The following is a 17,818-nucleotide window of genomic DNA, read 5'->3' as shown; positions in this document are numbered from 1 at the left end:
TCGTATCGTTATATTATAATATTAATATATAATAACCCCCATAAATTCCAGTTTTGCCCCCTATCCATGGAATTTTAAGTATGTTAATTTGTTTCACCAATTAACCAGTACTCTCATTAACTATCGGGAGAAGCACACCTATTAACCTAAAAAATCTTTATTATGAAAAATTTAACTTTTGTTTTAATTGCATTTATTGTGATTACATCGTTTTTTGCATGTAGAAAAGATAATGCAGCCACCGTCAACTCCGCCGCAAATACTTCAGCCAGTCATCTTGCAACTAATACGGTATCATGGGTAAATGTTGTTCCTTCCACCTCCTTTAGCTCGTACAGCACTTATTGGAATGACCTGTATCCCTGGGGATCTGATCATAATGGGTCTGCCCGTATGCGCTCTCAAAATATATCAGTTTCCGGAGGTGTGCTTACACTAACCAGTGCGCCCAGCGGCAGCGTTGGCAACAGCAATAAAGATCCATATTTACCGATCCATTATTATTCCGGGACAGTTTATGCCAAGACCGTACCTGTAGTAACCGACTCCTGGCCTAAGTGGCATTTTAAAGGTGAATTTCAGTGCGAATCACAAACTGGCACATGGCCTGCCTTTTGGGTTACAGGAGCTGACTCATGGCCCCCCGAAAGCGATTTTATGGAATTTAAAGGAAGTGCAACCTGCTGGACAAACACCTACAAAAATGCAAGCGGAGGCTGGTCGAGTGTGGGTACAACTATTTCCAGCCCCGGAAACTGGCACACTTATTCGGTTTATATGACCAAGACCAATGCGACCGACGTGTCCATTGAATACTGGATAGATGGTGTTTTAAAAAGCACCCAAACGGGCGCTAACTTTGTTGGTAAAAACCTGAATATTATTATTGATTACCAAATGGAAGGGTCGTCAGGATCACCCGGTCCTACCGGTACCACTTACATGCGCGCAAGGAATGTAATTGTTGAAAAAAGCGCTACGTTATAGCTTTAACCAAATTATAAGCTTGCTTCTCCGATACCGGTGATATTCCTGGTTCATTAAAACTAAAAAGGGTATGTGTGCGCAAAAGCGAAATACGTGCCCTTTTAGCTATTACTTTCAAAAATAGAAACACACATAATTTATTAAATAAATTAATCAATACTACAATAACTTTTCCCAATTGCAGGTTGAGCGTAGTAATACTATCCATTTTTTTTAAAAGCGGATAATATATCTTAACTTATGCAACAATATCATAATTACCAATTATGTTCCGATTACTCTTTATTGATGACAGTAAACTTGACCATATTATACTGGATAAGCTTATTGCAGGAATTGAAGGTTTTAAACCCGTGTCACATAGTTACGACGGTGAAGATGCGTTAAAATCATTGACAGATAACCCGGCGGATTGCCCGGATGTTATTTTTCTGGATATCAGGATGCCCAGGTTTGACGGCTGGGATTTCCTTGAAGGCTTTAGGGACCTGTACCCTGCATTGCCGGTTAAACCACTACTCTATGTATTTTCCTCATCCATCGATCCAACAGACCGTGAGCGCGCGCTTAGCTATAGCTATGTTACCGGCTTTTTTAGCAAACCGGTTTCACGGCCGGTGCTTGATCTGGTATTAGCGGCCTGTGTTGAGCGTTCGAAAACATAAGGATGATTACTCATTTCACAGGTGTTCAATTTTTAAAAGTGTGAACACCTGGTATTTTTCGCCAAAAAAATAGCGCTAATAATCAACAACTTACATTTGGTTTAAAATACATCAAACCGTGTTTTGAACAAGTCATCTTTGATAATCAAGCTATTACAAAATAGCATTTCCAAAAGTTGAACAGCTGCTTTTTAAAAAATTGAACACTGACAAGTTTATACCCAACCATCCGTGTTATCATTTTCCACATTTGGCCAGCGGAAGCATCACTCGCGCCAGTTTGGGGTACTTTTTTTAAAACAAAACGCAAACTCCATTTAAATAACAAAACCCGTCATCTCTGCCGGGCCTTGCTTATTTTAAACTTTACTTTTATCTAATTGAACTATAGTTTTAAACTTATATTTCATTACAAATAAGGTGCCCATTTTTTATAAATACCCAGCGCTACCGAATAAGTATCTCCGGTTGTATTCCATTTAAAAGGTTGCTGGCTTTGGTTGGTGTTTACCCATTTCCAGTCAAAAGCGGCGCGTTGCTTATCAAAGGCGTCCATGTCTGGTTCTTTGCCGGTATCAATGGTTTTACGTAGTTCATTAAAAAACAAAATCCAGCGGCCTTTATAGTAAGTGCTGATCATTCCCGACCAATCTTTTGCTGCATAATCGGTTGTAACGTTGCCTTCTCCTCCCCAGGTGGTTATCAGTAGGCGGGCGTTTTTTTCGTAATAGTTTTTTTCTTCCGGCGTCGAGCCAAAATCACGGGCTTCTTTTATCCATGCACCTAATAGCAATTCGTGCTGAGTAGCTGTTATACGGTCCACATCGTCGCACAAATCAAGAAACAAGCCGGTGTATTTATTAAACAATTGCTGATTTTTTGAATGGTATGCCCTGCCAACGGAATCCCTTAACGACACAGCGAGGTTTACCAGCACCTGCTTCTCCAGCATAGCCAGGTCTCGTGTATAGTTAGGATTGGCCTTTGATGCTGAATCGGCAAGCAGGAATTGCGGAAAAATATTAGCCAATGCCTGGTAATTGTATTTTCCGAGCCAGGTAAACCCTCCGTTCCCTTTTAACATCGGTTTTGATTGTATGATATTACCAAGCCCTACACCCGAAACATCAGAATTATAAATTACCGGGAGCAGCTTTGTCCAGGTAGCTGCAATAACCGGATCATTATGCCCGCAGCGGCTTTCAGCATATTTTTTTATCCAATCGGCCGGGTCTTTGGCATCGGTATTCCAGGCGTAATCAAATAGCCACTCGAACATAAATTCATTTACGCCAAAACCCTCAAGCGTTGAGCCAATGCCTGTCATTTGCCGGTGGTTTGGGTCATCCTCTGTTGCACTTAAAAGTTTTGCAGTTTTTAAAACCGGAGCGGCTAACTGTGTATTGCCCCCAAAGTTTCCGAGGTAACACCAGATGTATGGTGCATTAAAAAAACCGTCCGTCATGCGCCATACTTCGGTTTGCTCGCAAAAATAGTCCAGTATCATCATATGATTTTGCGGAACAGCCTTTATCATGGCTTCTAATCTTGGGTTGGTCCAGTGTTTACGGTCGTAATAAAATGTCCAGCCCATCTGTATCCAAACAGCTTTAGGGTCTATGCTTTTCATACCGCTGTAAATGGTTGCCGCTGTTTTTGCCAGGTATGATGGCTCCCAGCTTGGTGGGTCCATCTCATTAAAAGGATCTGCCCCGTAATAATGGTCTGTACCCAAAAGTTTTTGCTGTTCACTCAAGTATTCCTTTTGTATCTTAACAAAAAGCGGATCCATCGGGTCAAGAAAATAAGCGTCATTTTCTGCGCCTGTATCATAAGAGCCCAGATCAGTGAGTTTAATATTAGGATATTTCTTTTTCAGGTCTTTTGGCACATGCCCTGCAAAAGCCGGCAAAATGGGGTGCATTCCTAAGGCCCTCTCGCGTGTCAGTATTTTTTTCTGAAGCTCGAACTGCCCGTCTATAAAGCTTTGTGGCAGTGGCCCCTGCCAGCGGTCAAGGTTACCCATACGCTGCCAGGGTAAATGCACGGGGCCGGTAAAAAATGCGCGCGATTGTTCATCCGTCATTCCAAATTTATGCCAAACGCGTTGCCAGATGTATTCCTGCCCGGTTATAGCCAACGGCATGTTAATCCCGTTCATAGCCATCCAGTCTATAAAGTACTGCCAATCGCTCCACTTCCACCAAACCGTGGTGTAGCCAAAAGTGCAATAGTTTAAAAAGAAACGATTATCAAAACGGCAGCGTTCACCTGCCGGAGTGAACGCTTTTGGAAGAACTGCGGGCATTATTACTGAATCTGCAGCATACCATGTTACGGAAACATGGCAAATGTTTTTCAGATAGTAGTTAAACCCTTTAGCCATGGCAATGGTGCTGCTTGCTTTAATAGCTATTTTGTTATCCTCATTAGCGAGGTAAAAAGTATCAACAGTAGCTGTTATAGGCTGTAAATGAAATTCACTCGCTCTGCCATGGGTTACCCGATTTATTAAAGCCTGAGCTTCAGAGATATTAGGGCCGTCATTGGCTTTAGCGGTGTTGAACGGCGACAAAAAAAATGTAAGAACTGAAAGAATTGCGATGGAAAAGTGGTTTTTTAAATACATAGCGGCTATTAAGGCCCTTAAAGTAATAAAATTATTTACCTTACAAAATGCAGCCCTTTAGTTTTCTTTCCTGATGCAAACTATAGCTCGCTCCTTTCCTCCATTTTTTAAATCCGTATCAAACGGACTTTTTGTGAACGGATAAATCGACTGTTTAATAAAACCTTTAGGATACGATGCTTTATGTACACCGGTACCTGCAGGCTAAACTCCGACCTGTGGGTCAGGAGGGCGCAAGCAACATTGGCATTTGCCTGGCATTTCCGTGCCAGTTAAGCTACGCCTCTTTGTTAAAGAAAACCGCGAACCCTACTTAAATAGATCCATCTAAAGCGTCGATTTAGTACAATCCCCAATCACCATCCCTCTTGCAATCTACTCAAACATCCCCTCTTTCAATTTCGCAAAGCTCCCTGCCAAAAAGAATCTCATTCATTAATGAGTATAATAAAATCCTGTGTGTGTCTTTATAGTGATTGAGCGGATAGCGCCGATCATTACACTAAGTCATAAACCTAAAATTTAAGAACTATGAGTTTTTTTTACCAAAAAAAGTATTCGGCAAGGTGCCTTTTAGTTTTTTTGCTGCTGGTAGGCATGGGCTATCATGCTGCGGCGCAAAGCCGCCAAATCAGCGGTACTGTCACAGATTCAACCTCCAGGGAACCCCTGCCTGGTGTAACTGTGCAGGTTATTGGCACTACCAATGGCATTCAAACTGATGTAAACGGCAAGTACAAACTAACCGTTAACCCCGGAGCAAAGTTATCTTTCGCTTTTGTGGGCTATAACACGCGTAAAGTGACCATTGGCGATGAGCCTGTTATCAACATTCAGTTATCAGGCAAAAGAAGCGATCTGGAAGAGGTTGTAGTGGTTGCTTACGGTACACAAAAGAAACCATCAGTGGTAGGCGCTATTGCCACAGTTAGTGCAAAAGTATTTGAAGACCGCGGGCCAACCAATAACCCTATTGCCAATTTGCAGGGCCAGGTTCCGGGCATGGTGGTAACCAGGAGCTCGGCGCAACCGGGTCGCGAAAACTGGAACTTCCAGATCCGCGGTGCAACCTCCGTTAACGGACAGGATCCCTTGGTCATTTTGGATGGGGTTGCCCTTAACAATAACAACGAGCTAAACTCTATCAATCCAAATGATATCGACAATATCTCAGTTTTGAAGGATGGCTCGGCTTCAATATATGGTGCCCGTGCAGCTTATGGTGTTGTACTGATCACTACCAAAAAAGGTAAAGCGGGTAAAATGGTGATCCAGTATGACCCTTCTGTGTCTGAGAAATTTTTAGGTCTTCAGCCTAAAATGACAAATATTGACCAATGGGCAAATGGCCTGCTTCAGGCCCGAACAAATGATAATTATGGAGTAGCGCCAACAACCGACCTTTGGTACCAACTGGCCAACTTCGCGCTGGCCAATAAAGGCACGGTGGTACTGGCATCACAGATTCCCGGAAACACCACCGGAAGTATCACTGCAAATTCGTTTTATAACGGCTTGCCTGTGCCGGCATTCCTCGATGTAAAGGAACTTGACTTTATTGATGTATCACTACAACAGTACATATGGGGGAGGGCTACTTCAACACAACACAATTTTTCGGTATCAGGCGGAACAGAAAAAAACACTTATCGTGTTTCGTTAGGGTATTTAAACGACGGCAGCCAGCTCCGGATTGGCAATAACGGTAATCAACGCTATAATCTCAGACTTAATAACGGTTACAGATTCAGCGATAAAGTGCAACTGGAAACCAATATTTCGCTTGAGCAAAATAATATTCAACAGCCAACCATGTATACTTCGGGGAGTTACAGTGCGCTCGGAAACGGATTTCAGATCGGTTTGCCTATGTTCACGCAATCTGGCCGGCCATATCAGTGGGGGGGTGTAACAAGCCCCGCGGGCCTATTAAGGGATGGGGGCGACAACCTGGAAAACAATAGCCGGGCACTGTTAAACTCAACGCTTACCTATAATTTCATGAAGCACCTTACCTTTACCGGAACCGCGGGATATAACGTTTGGTGGCAGGATGACCGCGTACAAACCAAAACCGTTCGCCTTTATTCATATGATGATAAATACCTGACCGGCACTACCGCGCCGGCAGGTGGTACTTCGGGAGGGAGCCAAAACTATTTCCGTGCTAATATCAATGATAAATATTATAACCTCATTGGCCGCGTAACCTATACCAATACCTTTAACCGAGTACATGATGTATCGTTAATGATCGGCAGCTCCTACGAAAGGGATGAGTATGATATGTTTAATACACGTACCTACAATTTGGGCAGCGATGATGTGCCTTCTTTAAATTTGGGGCTGAGCAGTTCGTTGGCCGGTTTTGTAACCAACGACGAACAGCGCAACCACTACGCCCTGGGTTCATACTTTGCAAGAGCTACCTACGCGTATAAAGGCAAATATCTGTTTGAAGGAACCGGCAGGTATGATGGTTCTTCAAAATTTATTGCAGATAAACGCTGGAAACCATTTTACAGCCTCATGGGCGGCTGGCGCTTAGGCGAAGAAAGCTTCATAAAAAAAACAAATATTTTTAGCGAGTTAAAGCTACGGGCCTCTTACGCTACGTCGGGCAGCCAGGGTGGCATCGGCCTTTATGATTACCTGCAATCGCTTAATGTCGGCAATAGCAATACCCTTTTAGGTTCAGCACTCGCAACCGCTACTACAACCACCGGAAACCTGGTTTCGCTCAACAGGACATGGGAAACTGTTATAAAACGGAACATTGGTATTGATTTCGGTTTGCTGAACGGTCGCTTAAACGGAACTTTTGAAGTGTTCCGTAATCAGAATAAAAACATGCTGGTGAGTGTTACCTATCCGGCTGTTTTGGGCATTGGAGCGCCCCAGTCAAATAACGGCGACCTGAAAACCTGGGGATGGGAAGGACAATTAACCTGGCGAGACCACGTTGGGCAGGTAACATACAGTATTTCGGGTAATATTACCAACAGCCAAAACAAATTGGTATATTTTAACGGCGTTCCGGCATTAGGTGCAGGTTATAACGCTACTGTTGAGGGGTATCCGCTTGGATCATATTTCGGCCTTAAATACGGAGGCCGTTTCCAGACACAGGCACAGGTTGATACCTATAACTCCACCTATTATGCCCCCGGCGGAGTGATTAATACTATTGGCATCCCTGTAGCCACCCCTTTAACCAACCTGCCGGGCCAAAACTCAGGCTTACGTCCGGGAGATAATTATTTTGTTGATGTTAACGGCGATGGTAAACTTACTACAGGTACATCGGCAAAAGATATGGGCGACCTTGTTTATTTAGGCAGCGACATTCCGCGCTATACTTTTGGTTTGACATTAAGCCTGCAATGGAAAGGTTTTGATTTCACAAGCATTTTTCAAGGGGTAGGTAAACGGACAATATTCAGGGCCAATGGTAGTGCAAATAACTGGCGCGTACCTTTTGCCGCCGTTTATCAGGCGCAAACCACCCAATGGGTCGGTAAAACCTGGACCCCTGAAAATACGAATGCCTATTACCCTAACCTGCATAGCAATGGAATTAATGGTTACAATTACCAGATTTCAAGCTGGTCTGTTGAAAACGGCGCTTATGTACGCCTGAAAAACCTTGTTATCGGTTATACCTTACCAAAATCGTTAACAGAGCGCACCAAAGCTATCAGCCGTTTAAGGTTTTACATTTCGGGAAGCGACCTGTGGGAATACAGCAAAATTCATGATGGCTGGGATCCTGAAATAACCAGGACCACCGCAGGCAATGAGCGTTATCCATTTTACAGGTATGTAACCGTAGGCGCAAACATCACTTTTTAATTGAAATGATTATGAAAAATATTTACCGGAGGATCTTCAGTATCCTTTCAATAATTATTGTTACAGGCTTGTTCGCCTGCAACAAGTCACTTAACCTTAAACCACAGGACCAGCTATCGGATGCGGCATATTTTAAGTCGGCCAGTGATTTTAAAACATTTGCCAACCAATATTATGGTTATCTCCGTAATTTCAACAATTCGTTTGCAGATAACCCTCATTATGACGGGCGTGCCGATGTATTTGGCGGAGGTGGCGTTTATGGCGCCGGTATCAATACAGTACCAGCAAGTGATTCGTACTGGAATAATAATTACTCCCGGATCAGGAATTGCAATTATTTACTTGAAAAGGCCGCCACTTTCCCCGACCAGGCCAGCATCAGCCAGTTTGTTGCCGAAGCCAAATTTTTCAGGGCTTACTGCTACTTTGAATTACTACAATTGTATGGCGGGGTTCCGCTGATCACCAAAACGCTGAACCTTGATTCGCCCGAACTATATGGCACCAGGGCATCACGCGATCAGGTAGCTGATTTGATTGTTGCCGATCTGGAAGCGGCCATACCAAATCTGCCTGCATCCATCTTAGCCAATTCTGCAGATTTTGGCCGGGTGAGCCAACCTGCCGCGCAGGCGTTTTTAGGAAGGGTTGCACTTTATGAAGGCACATGGCAAAAATTCAGAAACGGCGATGCAACCCGTTATAATATGCTGCTCGACAAATCGGCCGCGGCTTCTAACGCGGTGATAACCAGCAATCAATTTGCACTTTTTGGTACAGCAGCTTCAAATGCCCTGGGTGGTAACAGTACCATATTGGGTGATTCTGCACAGAAATACCTTTTCATCCTCGAAAATCCAAAATCAAACCCGGCTTCAGTTACCAAAACTGCTAATCATGAGTACCTTTTATCGTACCGTTATGATGATGTGAGCAAAACAATCGGAACAAATATCAGCAGGCAGGGAACGCAGATTGGGCCTCAGCATAAATACGTGAACGCATTTTTATGCCAGGATGGATTGCCTATTGAGAAATCGCCCCTGTTCCAGGGTTTTGAAAGTTACGGATCGGAATTTATAAACCGCGATAATCGTTTAAAGTATACCATTCAGGTTAACAATATGTACTACTGGTACGGTAACGCCAATTACCGGGTAACCTGGCTAAATGACGCCGCTGATATTGCTTTATCTATGGGAAAAGTTGTTAAGATTGGCGGTTATACCAATCAAAAATGGGTAACCGAACGCAACTGCCCAGATACAAAAGAATCTGAAGATTACCCGGTGATCCGCTATGCCGAAGTACTGCTAAACTATGCTGAAGCGGTTTATGAACGTGACGGTGCCATAACAGATGCCGATCTCAACAAATCGCTCAACCTGGTACGTCTGCGTGTTAATAAAAATATGCCGCCATTAACAAATGGTTTCGCAGGTGCAAACGGATTGGATCTGCGTACGGAGATCAGGAGGGAACGCTTTATTGAACTTTATTATGAAAACTTCAGGTTTGACGATATTAAGCGCTGGCATAGTGCCGCTACCGACCTGGTTAGCAACACCGGCGGTACAGCTTATGGAAACATCAGTGCTTTTGTAAGCCCATGGCCGGTAGGCATTAAATTTAAAGGTACGCAGGCCGATGTTGGGCCAAACCCTTTAAAGCCTGCTCCTACCAACGCGTTAGATGCTAACGGTCAGCTGATCCTTGACAATACAGCGCGCAATTTTTCGGAAAAAAATTATTTATACCCGATTCCGGCACAACAAATTACCCTTAATCCCGCGTTAACACAAAATCCGGGCTGGTAAATTTATTTAAACAATCAAAAGGCTGCCTCAGGGACAGCCTTTTGATTGTTGTGTGTTATCACCCTATAATTACAAACCTGGCCTAAACAGTTGCTCCCATCAAGGCGTTTAAACAAGAAGGTAGTTGTTAATTTGGGCATTGCCAATTTATAGCGGGCATTGCTCTACCTCATCCTGATCAAATAAAATTGATCCAAAGTAGTACTCCTCTTCTTTTTGATGATAAAGGGCAGGCTTAGGTTTTCATGAGGAAAATCCTGAAAGGATTTTATTGTAGTATACCCGATCTCTTTTTGCTTTAACTCAGCTACCGCTTTTTCATCAGCTACTATAATCCGGCTTTTCAGGCTATCGGTTTTTAGGATAGCATCAATATTGGTATAAGTAACGCCGCCTTTGTAGTAAAAATCGAATGTGTTTGATAAAACCGCGGCACTCACTTTTTCCCGTGGATAGTTTTGATTGAGGTATTCGGCGGCCGAAAGATCCCCGCGGTAATCAACAATAATAGGATAAGCTACGGTCACCAGGTAAGCATTCACTAAAACAGACACGGCGCAGGTAAATAAAAATACAGGCTGATAAATTGGTGTTGGCTTTTTATAAATGTAAATGGACAACCCAATAAACCCTGCAATCAACAAAACAAATACCGGCCAGCATTCGGGCGCGAAAATAAAATTAAGTACGATAACAGCAACCAATAAAAACGATGTGATAATGTATTGAGTTATCTTGAAAAACTTTAACCCGGCGCCAGCTTTTAATGAACTAATAAAAACCGCCGTAATTATAGCAAAAAATGGGAACAGGATATTAGTGTAAAAAGGCAGCTGAAATTTGGAAGCTGAAAAGATCAGCAACATTAATACGCTTCCCGAGATACACAGATACTCGGGCTGGGTTATACCTTTAATCATTTTCCTGACGGTAGCATAAAGTGCATAGAACAGGAGAATAGCCCATGGCGCGAAAGCCCACAGCAGGGTATGAACAAAAAATAGTTTGTCGCCGTGTGTATTAGTAATGTAACCGTTATTGTTAAAACGCCCGAACTGGCTGTCCCACAAAAACCAGTGGATGCCTGAAATCCCGGTGCGACCGAAAATAACTTTTTCGGGGTGAAGGTCAAACTGGGTATATACCGAATAAATTTCGGGTAAAGTAAATATCACCACCAATATAAACGAGAACAGCCATTTCCAATGGAACACGCCTTTGATATTTCCCTTAAATAAATAATCGCCAATGATAGCCGCTCCAATCGGGATGAGCAGATAGATGCCTTTAGTCATCACTGCGCAGGCAGTAAATATGCATGCCAGCAGCACATCGGCCATGCTGAACCGTTCTTTTACCTTATAAAAGTGATAAACAGCGCCCATGAGCAAGCCCATAATATAAGGCTCGGCACGTACATCCGTATTTGACATTACGCTGTGCAGCGCGGTAAGCAGGATCAGGATAGCGATAATAGCCGTTTCATCGCCATAAAACTTTTTGGCAAGCTTGTAAGTGTACGCCACCGACATGAAAAAAAACAGCAGGGCGGGCAATTTATAAGCAAAAGTATTGATGCCGAAAATCTTAAAACTGATAGCGATAATCCAGAAGGGGAAATGCGGCTTATCGAGCCAGTCGGCACCGTGATACATCAGATCGGTAAAGTTATTGCTTTGTGCCATGCTCCGGGCCAGGGCCGAATACAAAGCCCCATCATCAGTAAAGAATTTGATGCCGATACCGGCTACATTAAGCACGATAGCTAATAACAGCACAATAAAATAAGGCCGTTTTTGCGATGAAAAAATTGAAGCTGCTGTACTCTCCACTAAAAATATTTATGCCCAAAAATAGCTGAATTTTAATTATTCCAGGGCAGGTATTTGGGTTGATCACGATTGATGAGTTCGGGCCTGGCCAAATTTAATTTTCGACCATTCAAAACCTGTTCATATAAGGTTAAATATGCTGCAGCCATCTTGCCGATATTAAAATTATCGACAGCATATTGATGGCAATATTGTTTATTAAAACTTTCAACGTTTTTAAGTCCGGCGGCTAATTCAGATTTACTGACCGAAAGCAAGCCAACTTCAGCGGGCACCAGTTCGGGCAACGATCCGTAAGGTGTACCAAAAACCGGGCAGCCAAAATACAGGCTTTCAACAATAGCAATTCCGAATGGCTCATGCCACAGCACCGGAAAAAGCAGCGCCTTTGAACCGTTCATCACTGCCGATTTCGCTTCATCACCAACCATTCCCTTAAAACGCACATTTAAGTTGGATGTAAAGCGTAATCCCATTTTCAGGTTAAGCCGGGTACCTCCAAGTACAACCAGCTTATTACCGCTCATGGTAGCTACATCGATAGCCCCTTTTACATTTTTAACGCGCCAGGCTGCTTTAGCCAGAAAATGGGTATGGATACGCTTATTACCGAGTATAGATGTTTGATAATCAGCCGTATCTATGGCATTGTGTACAAACACCGCTGAGCCATGACGCTGAGCGTGATTGGCCGACACAAATACCGAGTTAACATCTAATTGCACACCACCAGGGTTATTATGAACAGTTACGATATAAGGCTTTTTAGTAAAACCACTCACCTGAAACTGGAAGTGTACCACGTCAATATCATCGGGCACCTGCTGGTTTATATCAACAGCCGGATCGTAGATCAGCACCCTCGCAAACGGACAAGTTGAACCCGCTCCTACCAAATAGGTAATCTTATGCCCTAACCTATTCAGCTCACGGCCAAGCCACCAGATAATGCGTTCGGTACCGCCATATTTAGTTGCCGGGATTGGGGTGTTGTTTACGATGAGGATATTCATAAATGTTGGAGGCAAAGATAAGGTTTGAGGGCGATAGTTATAGCAACTTAACGGCTGTTAACTCTTTGATGTAAATGACTATATTTATATCAATAATTTAAACCGTTCACAAATGCGTATTTCAAGCAAGTTATTACTTATCAGCTCTGTTTTTTTATTAGGATGTGGCGTTATTTCTGATCATTCGGCGAATAATGAGCTTACTTATAAAGACACAGCCGCTAACTTCCAACCTATTGTAACTGACTTTAACAATCCCGTACTTTTAGACAGTTCGCAAAATGTGCTATTTCCGTTGGCAAATCCAACTGATGACGATAGAATGAGTTTCAAATCGAGCGAACAGGTATCTTATTGGAATATTGCATTTTATAATTCGTTAAGCAAAAAATATCATTTACTCGATAACCGTAAAATGATAATTCTCCAATACGAAGATCAGAAAGAGTTGAGTTCGGGTACAGATGTATATTCATCAGAAGCGCATGATCCTAACCCAGCACAAGGCTTGAATATTGATGGGAAGTTGATTTGTTATTCGGTAATAATTGAGGATTTTAACAAAGATCAAAAACTCACCTATGCTGATCCGAAATATCTTTTCACATCCGACGATGCCGGAAATAACTTCAAACAGATTTCGCCTACAAGCCTCAATGTTGTTAGCTGGCAACGTGTTGCTAAAACAAATAAGCTGCTTATTGAAGTTCAATCGGATAGTAATAACGACAAGCTATTTAACAACAAAGATCACATGGTACCATACGTGTATGACCTCAAAAAAGGCGGACCTGCCGAACCTGTTTTTAGTAAGGAGTTTAATCAAGCTGTCGATAAGCTTTTTAAAGAGCAATGGCCCGATGCAAAAAAATAATCTTTTTACAGCATCTTACTTCCTGAACCATTTCCTATTCGCAACCAATAACCCAAACTCTTCCGATGGATATTTCTCCGTCGATTTATGATGGATTTTATGTGCCCGGCGGATGCCGGCCAAGTAGCGATTATCACTTTTGAATGCTTTGAAACGGTTATGGATAAACCAGTCGTGGAAAATAAAATAAATGATACCATAGATGCTGATACCAGTACCAATCCAAAGCCGGTAGTCCAGAGTTAAATGCCCTATCCATATCAGCCATAAAGCAAAACCAGCGAAGCCAATGCTGAACAGGTCGTTCAGTTCAAACCAGCCATGCCTTTGTTGGTGATGCGTTTTGTGAATAAACCATAATGGCCCGTGGAAAAGGTATTTGTGCAGGGCCCAGGAGAGCAGTTCCATGAACGCAATGGTTAATAACACAATTCCGATATTGATTAATGTCTGCATCTGTACATAAAACAAAAGCAGGAACATAAAGTTGTTCCTGCTTTTATAAAATTAAAAATCCGAAATCGAAAATCCCAATTCCGAAATTATTAAATATGTATCGCCCTGTTTTCAGTAGCGGCTAAACATGCTTCGCGCATCGCTTCAGTGTAGGTTGGGTGGGCGTGGCTCATGCGCGAAATATCTTCGGCACTCGCGCGGTACTCCATTGCCACAACTGCTTCGGCTATCATATCGGCAGCACGCGGACCAATCATGTGTACACCTAAAATTTCGTCGGTAGTGGCATCAGCCAATACTTTTACAAAACCATCCAGGTCGCCGCTGGCACGGGCACGGCCGCTGGCTTTGAACGGGAACGAACCGGTTTTGTATTTAACACCGGCTGCTTTCAGTTGCTCTTCTGTTTGACCAACAGCGGCAACTTCTGGCCAGGTATAAACTACACCCGGAATCAGGTTGTAATCAATATGCGGTTTTTGGCCGGCAATAATTTCGGCAACCAGCGTACCTTCATCTTCAGCTTTGTGAGCAAGCATGGCACCTTTAATTACATCGCCAATGGCATAAACACCTTTAACTTTGGTTTCCAGGTGCTCATCAACCGTAATTTTACGACCGCGTTCCTCAACGGTAATACCGATATTCTCTAAACCTAAGCCATCGGTGTAAGCTATACGACCAACAGCTACCAGGCAATAATCGCCTTTCAGTTCTTTCTTTTCGCCTTTAGGGGTATCAAAGCTAACGGTTACTTCTTTACCTTTTACGGCAGCGCCGGTAACTTTGTGCCCCAGGTAAAACTCCATACCCAGTTTAGTTAATACTTTTTGCAGCTCACGGCCCAGGCCCTTATCCATAGTTGGGATAATGCCGTCCATAAATTCAATTACAGATACTTTGGCGCCTAAACGGGCATAAACCGAACCCAGCTCCAAACCGATAACGCCACCACCAATCAACACCAGGTGTTTTGGCACTTCGCTCAGGCTCAATGCTTCGGTTGATGTAATAATGCGTTTTTTATCGATAGGCAAAAATGGCAATGCCGATGGTTTTGAACCAGTAGCGATGATCACGTTTTTGCCGGTAATTTCGATAACAGTACCATCGTTCTTTTTAACAGTGATGGTGTTTTTATCTTTAAATGATCCTACGCCAAAGTGAGTGTCAATCTTATTTTTCTTCATCAGGTAGCTGATGCCGCTGGTGTTAGCATCAACAACTTCCTGCTTGCGTTTAATCATCTGTCCAAAATCTATCGAAAGATCTTTAAGGTTGATGCCATGGGTTTTAAAAGCATGGGCAGCATTGTGGTAATGTTCAGACGAATCCAACAGTGCCTTTGACGGGATACAGCCTACATTAAGACAGGTACCGCCAAGGGTATTATACTTTTCAACAATTGCGGTTTTTAAACCAAGCTGGGCACAGCGGATAGCGGCTACATAACCGCCAGGGCCCGAACCTATAACTATAACATCATATTGCATAGTAGTGTGTATTTTATGGTGGGCAAAGTTAAGGATTTTAAAGTTGCTTTTGAGAGATTAGTGATTGGAGATTAGAGGTTAGCATTTATTTTCTGAACCATGATTTTAGGGATTTAATCCCGGTTCAGACAAAAATCCGAAATCGAACATCCGAAATCCGACATAAAATTTACCCCATACCAACCGCATTTTATCCCATTTTGTAACAGAGTTAATGATAAATCGGTTTATCGTTAACTCTTTATTAAATTTAACCCAATTTAACACGACTGATCTCATGAAGAAAATTAACTTACTTTTTGTGCTGGTATTATTATATACCGGCGTTAATGCTCAAAGCAACTATGTAAAGGAGCATTTTACCAAAAAAGATGTGTACATCACCATGCGCGATGGTGTAAAACTGTTCACCTCTATTTATACCCCAAAGGATGCTTCATCGCAAAATAAGTACCCGATGATGATGATGCGTACCTGCTACAGCATCGCCCCTTACGGCGAGGATAAATATCCTCAAAGGCTTGGCCCGTCTGAAATTATGATGAAAGAAGGTTATATTTTTGTTTATCAGGACGTACGCGGCCGTTGGAAAAGTGAAGGCAGCTGGACCAACATGACACCGGTTATCGATAACAAGAAAAGCAAAAAAGATGTTGACGAAGGTTCTGACACCTATGATACTACCGATTGGCTGGTTAAAAACGTAGCCAACAACAATGGCAAGGTTGGCCAGTATGGTATCTCCTACCCGGGCTTTTATACTGCTGCGGGCATCCTGTCAAACCACCCGGCACTTAAGGCATCATCGCCGCAAGCCCCTATTTCCGATTTCTTTTTTGACGATTTTCATCACAACGGCGCTTTCATTGAGGGGTACTTTTTCACCTTCCCGGTATTTGGTGTTCAAAAAACTGATACAACCAGCAAAGCCTGGTACTCCATGCTTAAACCCGATAGCAAAGACGGTTACCAGTATTTATTAGATCTTGGCCCGCTTAAAAATGCCGATAAATTTTATCATGATAACTTCTTTTGGCAGGAATCTATTAACCACCCTAACTACGATGAGTTTTGGCAAAAGCGCGGCCTGCTAAAACATTACGGCAAAGTAAAACCTGCTGTAATGCTGGTTGGCGGCTGGTTTGATGCCGAAGACTTAACCGGCCCGCTGGCTATTTATAAAACCATCAACAAAACCGATCCAAACGCTTACAATACTATCGTGATGGGACCATTCGGTCATGGCCGCTGGTCGCGCGAAACAGGGCATACCATGCATAGCAATGTTTACTTTGGCGATAGCATTGCTACCTTCTATCAAAAAAATATCGAAGCCAAATTCTTCAACCACTTCCTGAAAGGCAATGGAGATAAAAATTCCGGCTTGCCAAATGCTTACATGTTTAATACCGGCAAAAAGGAATGGGCAACATTTGATAAATGGCCTGCCGCCAATGCCGTGCATGAAAAAATGTTTTTGGGTGCCGATGGTAAGCTTGTAAATACCCAACCTGCAACTCAGGGCTCTGTATCATACATCAGCGATCCGCTTAAACCGGTTCCTTATACCGAAGATAACACCACTACCATGGGCTTTACCCCTCATAATTATATGAGCGAGGACCAGCGTTTTGCAGGTCGCCGTCCGGATGTGTTGGTTTACCAAAGCGAGATATTAAATGATGATGTTACCCTTGGGGGCGAGATCATGGCACACCTGAAAATTGCTACAACAGGCACCGATGCCGATTTTGTTGTTAAACTGATTGACGTATATCCGGCCGATGAACCGAACAACCCGTATATGCCAAACAAAAACATCATCCTGAGTAATTACTGGCAAATGGTACGTTCGGAAGTAATGCCGGCACGTTTCCGCAATAGTTTTGAAAAGCCGGAGGCCTTGGTGGCTAATCAAAAAACCGATGTAAATTTCCGCCTGCAGGATGTATTGCACACCTTTAAAAAAGGTCACCGTATCATGATCCAGGTACAAAGCACCTGGTTCCCGATAGTAGCACGCAATCCTCAAAAATTTGTGGAAAACCCATATAAAGCTGATGAAAGCGATTACATCAAAGCAACCGAAACGGTTTATAATAATAGCTATATTGATGTGCAGGTGTTGAAGTAGTTATTTAGAGATTAGAGGTTGGAGGTCAGAGATTAGTTTTTTTCTCCTATTTCATTTCCGTAG

General features: G+C 42.9%; 11 protein-coding genes. 6 read left to right on the top strand and 5 right to left on the bottom strand.

Features of this window, described 5'->3' with window-relative positions; genetic code table 11:
* The first annotated feature begins 162 nt into the window (after window positions 1-162).
* Window positions 163-987, top strand: coding sequence for a family 16 glycosylhydrolase (locus BLS28_RS09170; RefSeq protein WP_091165130.1), 825 nt, complete (start codon window positions 163-165; stop codon window positions 985-987).
* A gap of 266 nt (window positions 988-1,253) precedes the next feature.
* Window positions 1,254-1,652 carry a response regulator gene (locus BLS28_RS09160; RefSeq protein WP_091165122.1) on the top strand — a complete coding sequence of 133 codons (399 nt, stop codon included), beginning with the start codon at window positions 1,254-1,256 and terminating at the stop codon, window positions 1,650-1,652.
* A gap of 409 nt (window positions 1,653-2,061) precedes the next feature.
* Here BLS28_RS09160 and BLS28_RS09150 read toward each other — a convergent pair whose 3' ends face one another.
* A complete protein-coding gene (locus BLS28_RS09150; RefSeq protein ID WP_176844417.1) occupies window positions 2,062-4,227 on the bottom strand; it encodes an alpha-N-acetylglucosaminidase in 2,166 nt (721 codons plus the stop codon).
* A gap of 585 nt (window positions 4,228-4,812) precedes the next feature.
* On the opposite strand from BLS28_RS09150, the gene BLS28_RS09145 reads away from it, so the two are divergent.
* Entirely contained in the window at window positions 4,813-8,133 is a 3,321-nt protein-coding gene (locus BLS28_RS09145) for a SusC/RagA family TonB-linked outer membrane protein (protein WP_091165113.1), read from the top strand.
* Between the two features lie 11 nt (window positions 8,134-8,144).
* A complete protein-coding gene (locus BLS28_RS09140) occupies window positions 8,145-9,953 on the top strand; it encodes a RagB/SusD family nutrient uptake outer membrane protein (RefSeq protein ID WP_091165110.1) in 1,809 nt (602 codons plus the stop codon).
* Between the two features lie 164 nt (window positions 9,954-10,117).
* On the opposite strand, the gene BLS28_RS09135 is transcribed toward BLS28_RS09140, so the two are convergent.
* Together BLS28_RS09135 and BLS28_RS09130 are read right to left on the bottom strand one after the other, a co-directional pair.
* Complete coding sequence (locus BLS28_RS09135) at window positions 10,118-11,785, bottom strand: ArnT family glycosyltransferase (protein WP_091165108.1); 1,668 nt, start codon at window positions 11,783-11,785, stop codon at window positions 10,118-10,120.
* 32 nt (window positions 11,786-11,817) lie between these two features.
* On the bottom strand, window positions 11,818-12,798 hold the full coding sequence (locus BLS28_RS09130; protein WP_091165105.1) for a glycosyltransferase: 981 nt from the start codon (window positions 12,796-12,798) through the stop codon (window positions 11,818-11,820).
* Between the two features lie 112 nt (window positions 12,799-12,910).
* Between BLS28_RS09130 and BLS28_RS09125 the strand changes: the two genes are divergently transcribed.
* On the top strand, window positions 12,911-13,672 hold the full coding sequence (locus BLS28_RS09125; protein WP_091165101.1) for a hypothetical protein: 762 nt from the start codon (window positions 12,911-12,913) through the stop codon (window positions 13,670-13,672).
* A gap of 15 nt (window positions 13,673-13,687) precedes the next feature.
* On the opposite strand, the gene BLS28_RS09120 is transcribed toward BLS28_RS09125, so the two are convergent.
* Window positions 13,688-14,128, bottom strand: coding sequence for a sterol desaturase family protein (locus tag BLS28_RS09120; RefSeq protein WP_091166905.1), 441 nt, complete (start codon window positions 14,126-14,128; stop codon window positions 13,688-13,690).
* Between the two features lie 89 nt (window positions 14,129-14,217).
* A complete protein-coding gene (gene lpdA / locus BLS28_RS09115) occupies window positions 14,218-15,621 on the bottom strand; it encodes a dihydrolipoyl dehydrogenase (protein ID WP_091165098.1) in 1,404 nt (467 codons plus the stop codon).
* A 277-nt stretch (window positions 15,622-15,898) separates the two neighbouring features.
* On the opposite strand from lpdA, the gene BLS28_RS09110 reads away from it, so the two are divergent.
* Window positions 15,899-17,755, top strand: a complete 1,857-nt coding sequence (locus BLS28_RS09110) for a CocE/NonD family hydrolase (protein ID WP_091165095.1) — start codon at window positions 15,899-15,901, stop codon at window positions 17,753-17,755.
* Window positions 17,756-17,818 lie beyond the last annotated feature (63 nt).

This window comes from Mucilaginibacter gossypii (assembly GCF_900100945.1).
Taxonomy (GTDB): domain Bacteria; phylum Bacteroidota; class Bacteroidia; order Sphingobacteriales; family Sphingobacteriaceae; genus Mucilaginibacter; species Mucilaginibacter gossypii.
This window is presented reverse-complemented; position numbering and strand designations above follow the sequence as displayed.

Coding starts and splice junctions, on each gene's coding strand:
- BLS28_RS09170 (WP_091165130.1), top strand. CDS start 163: ATGAAAAATTTAACTTTTGTTTTAATTGCATTTATTGTGATTACATCG.
- BLS28_RS09160 (WP_091165122.1), top strand. CDS start 1,254: ATGTTCCGATTACTCTTTATTGATGACAGTAAACTTGACCATATTATA.
- BLS28_RS09145 (WP_091165113.1), top strand. CDS start 4,813: ATGAGTTTTTTTTACCAAAAAAAGTATTCGGCAAGGTGCCTTTTAGTT.
- BLS28_RS09140 (WP_091165110.1), top strand. CDS start 8,145: ATGAAAAATATTTACCGGAGGATCTTCAGTATCCTTTCAATAATTATT.
- BLS28_RS09130 (WP_091165105.1), bottom strand. CDS start 12,798: ATGAATATCCTCATCGTAAACAACACCCCAATCCCGGCAACTAAATAT.
- BLS28_RS09125 (WP_091165101.1), top strand. CDS start 12,911: ATGCGTATTTCAAGCAAGTTATTACTTATCAGCTCTGTTTTTTTATTA.
- BLS28_RS09120 (WP_091166905.1), bottom strand. CDS start 14,128: ATGCAGACATTAATCAATATCGGAATTGTGTTATTAACCATTGCGTTC.
- lpdA (WP_091165098.1), bottom strand. CDS start 15,621: ATGCAATATGATGTTATAGTTATAGGTTCGGGCCCTGGCGGTTATGTA.
- BLS28_RS09110 (WP_091165095.1), top strand. CDS start 15,899: ATGAAGAAAATTAACTTACTTTTTGTGCTGGTATTATTATATACCGGC.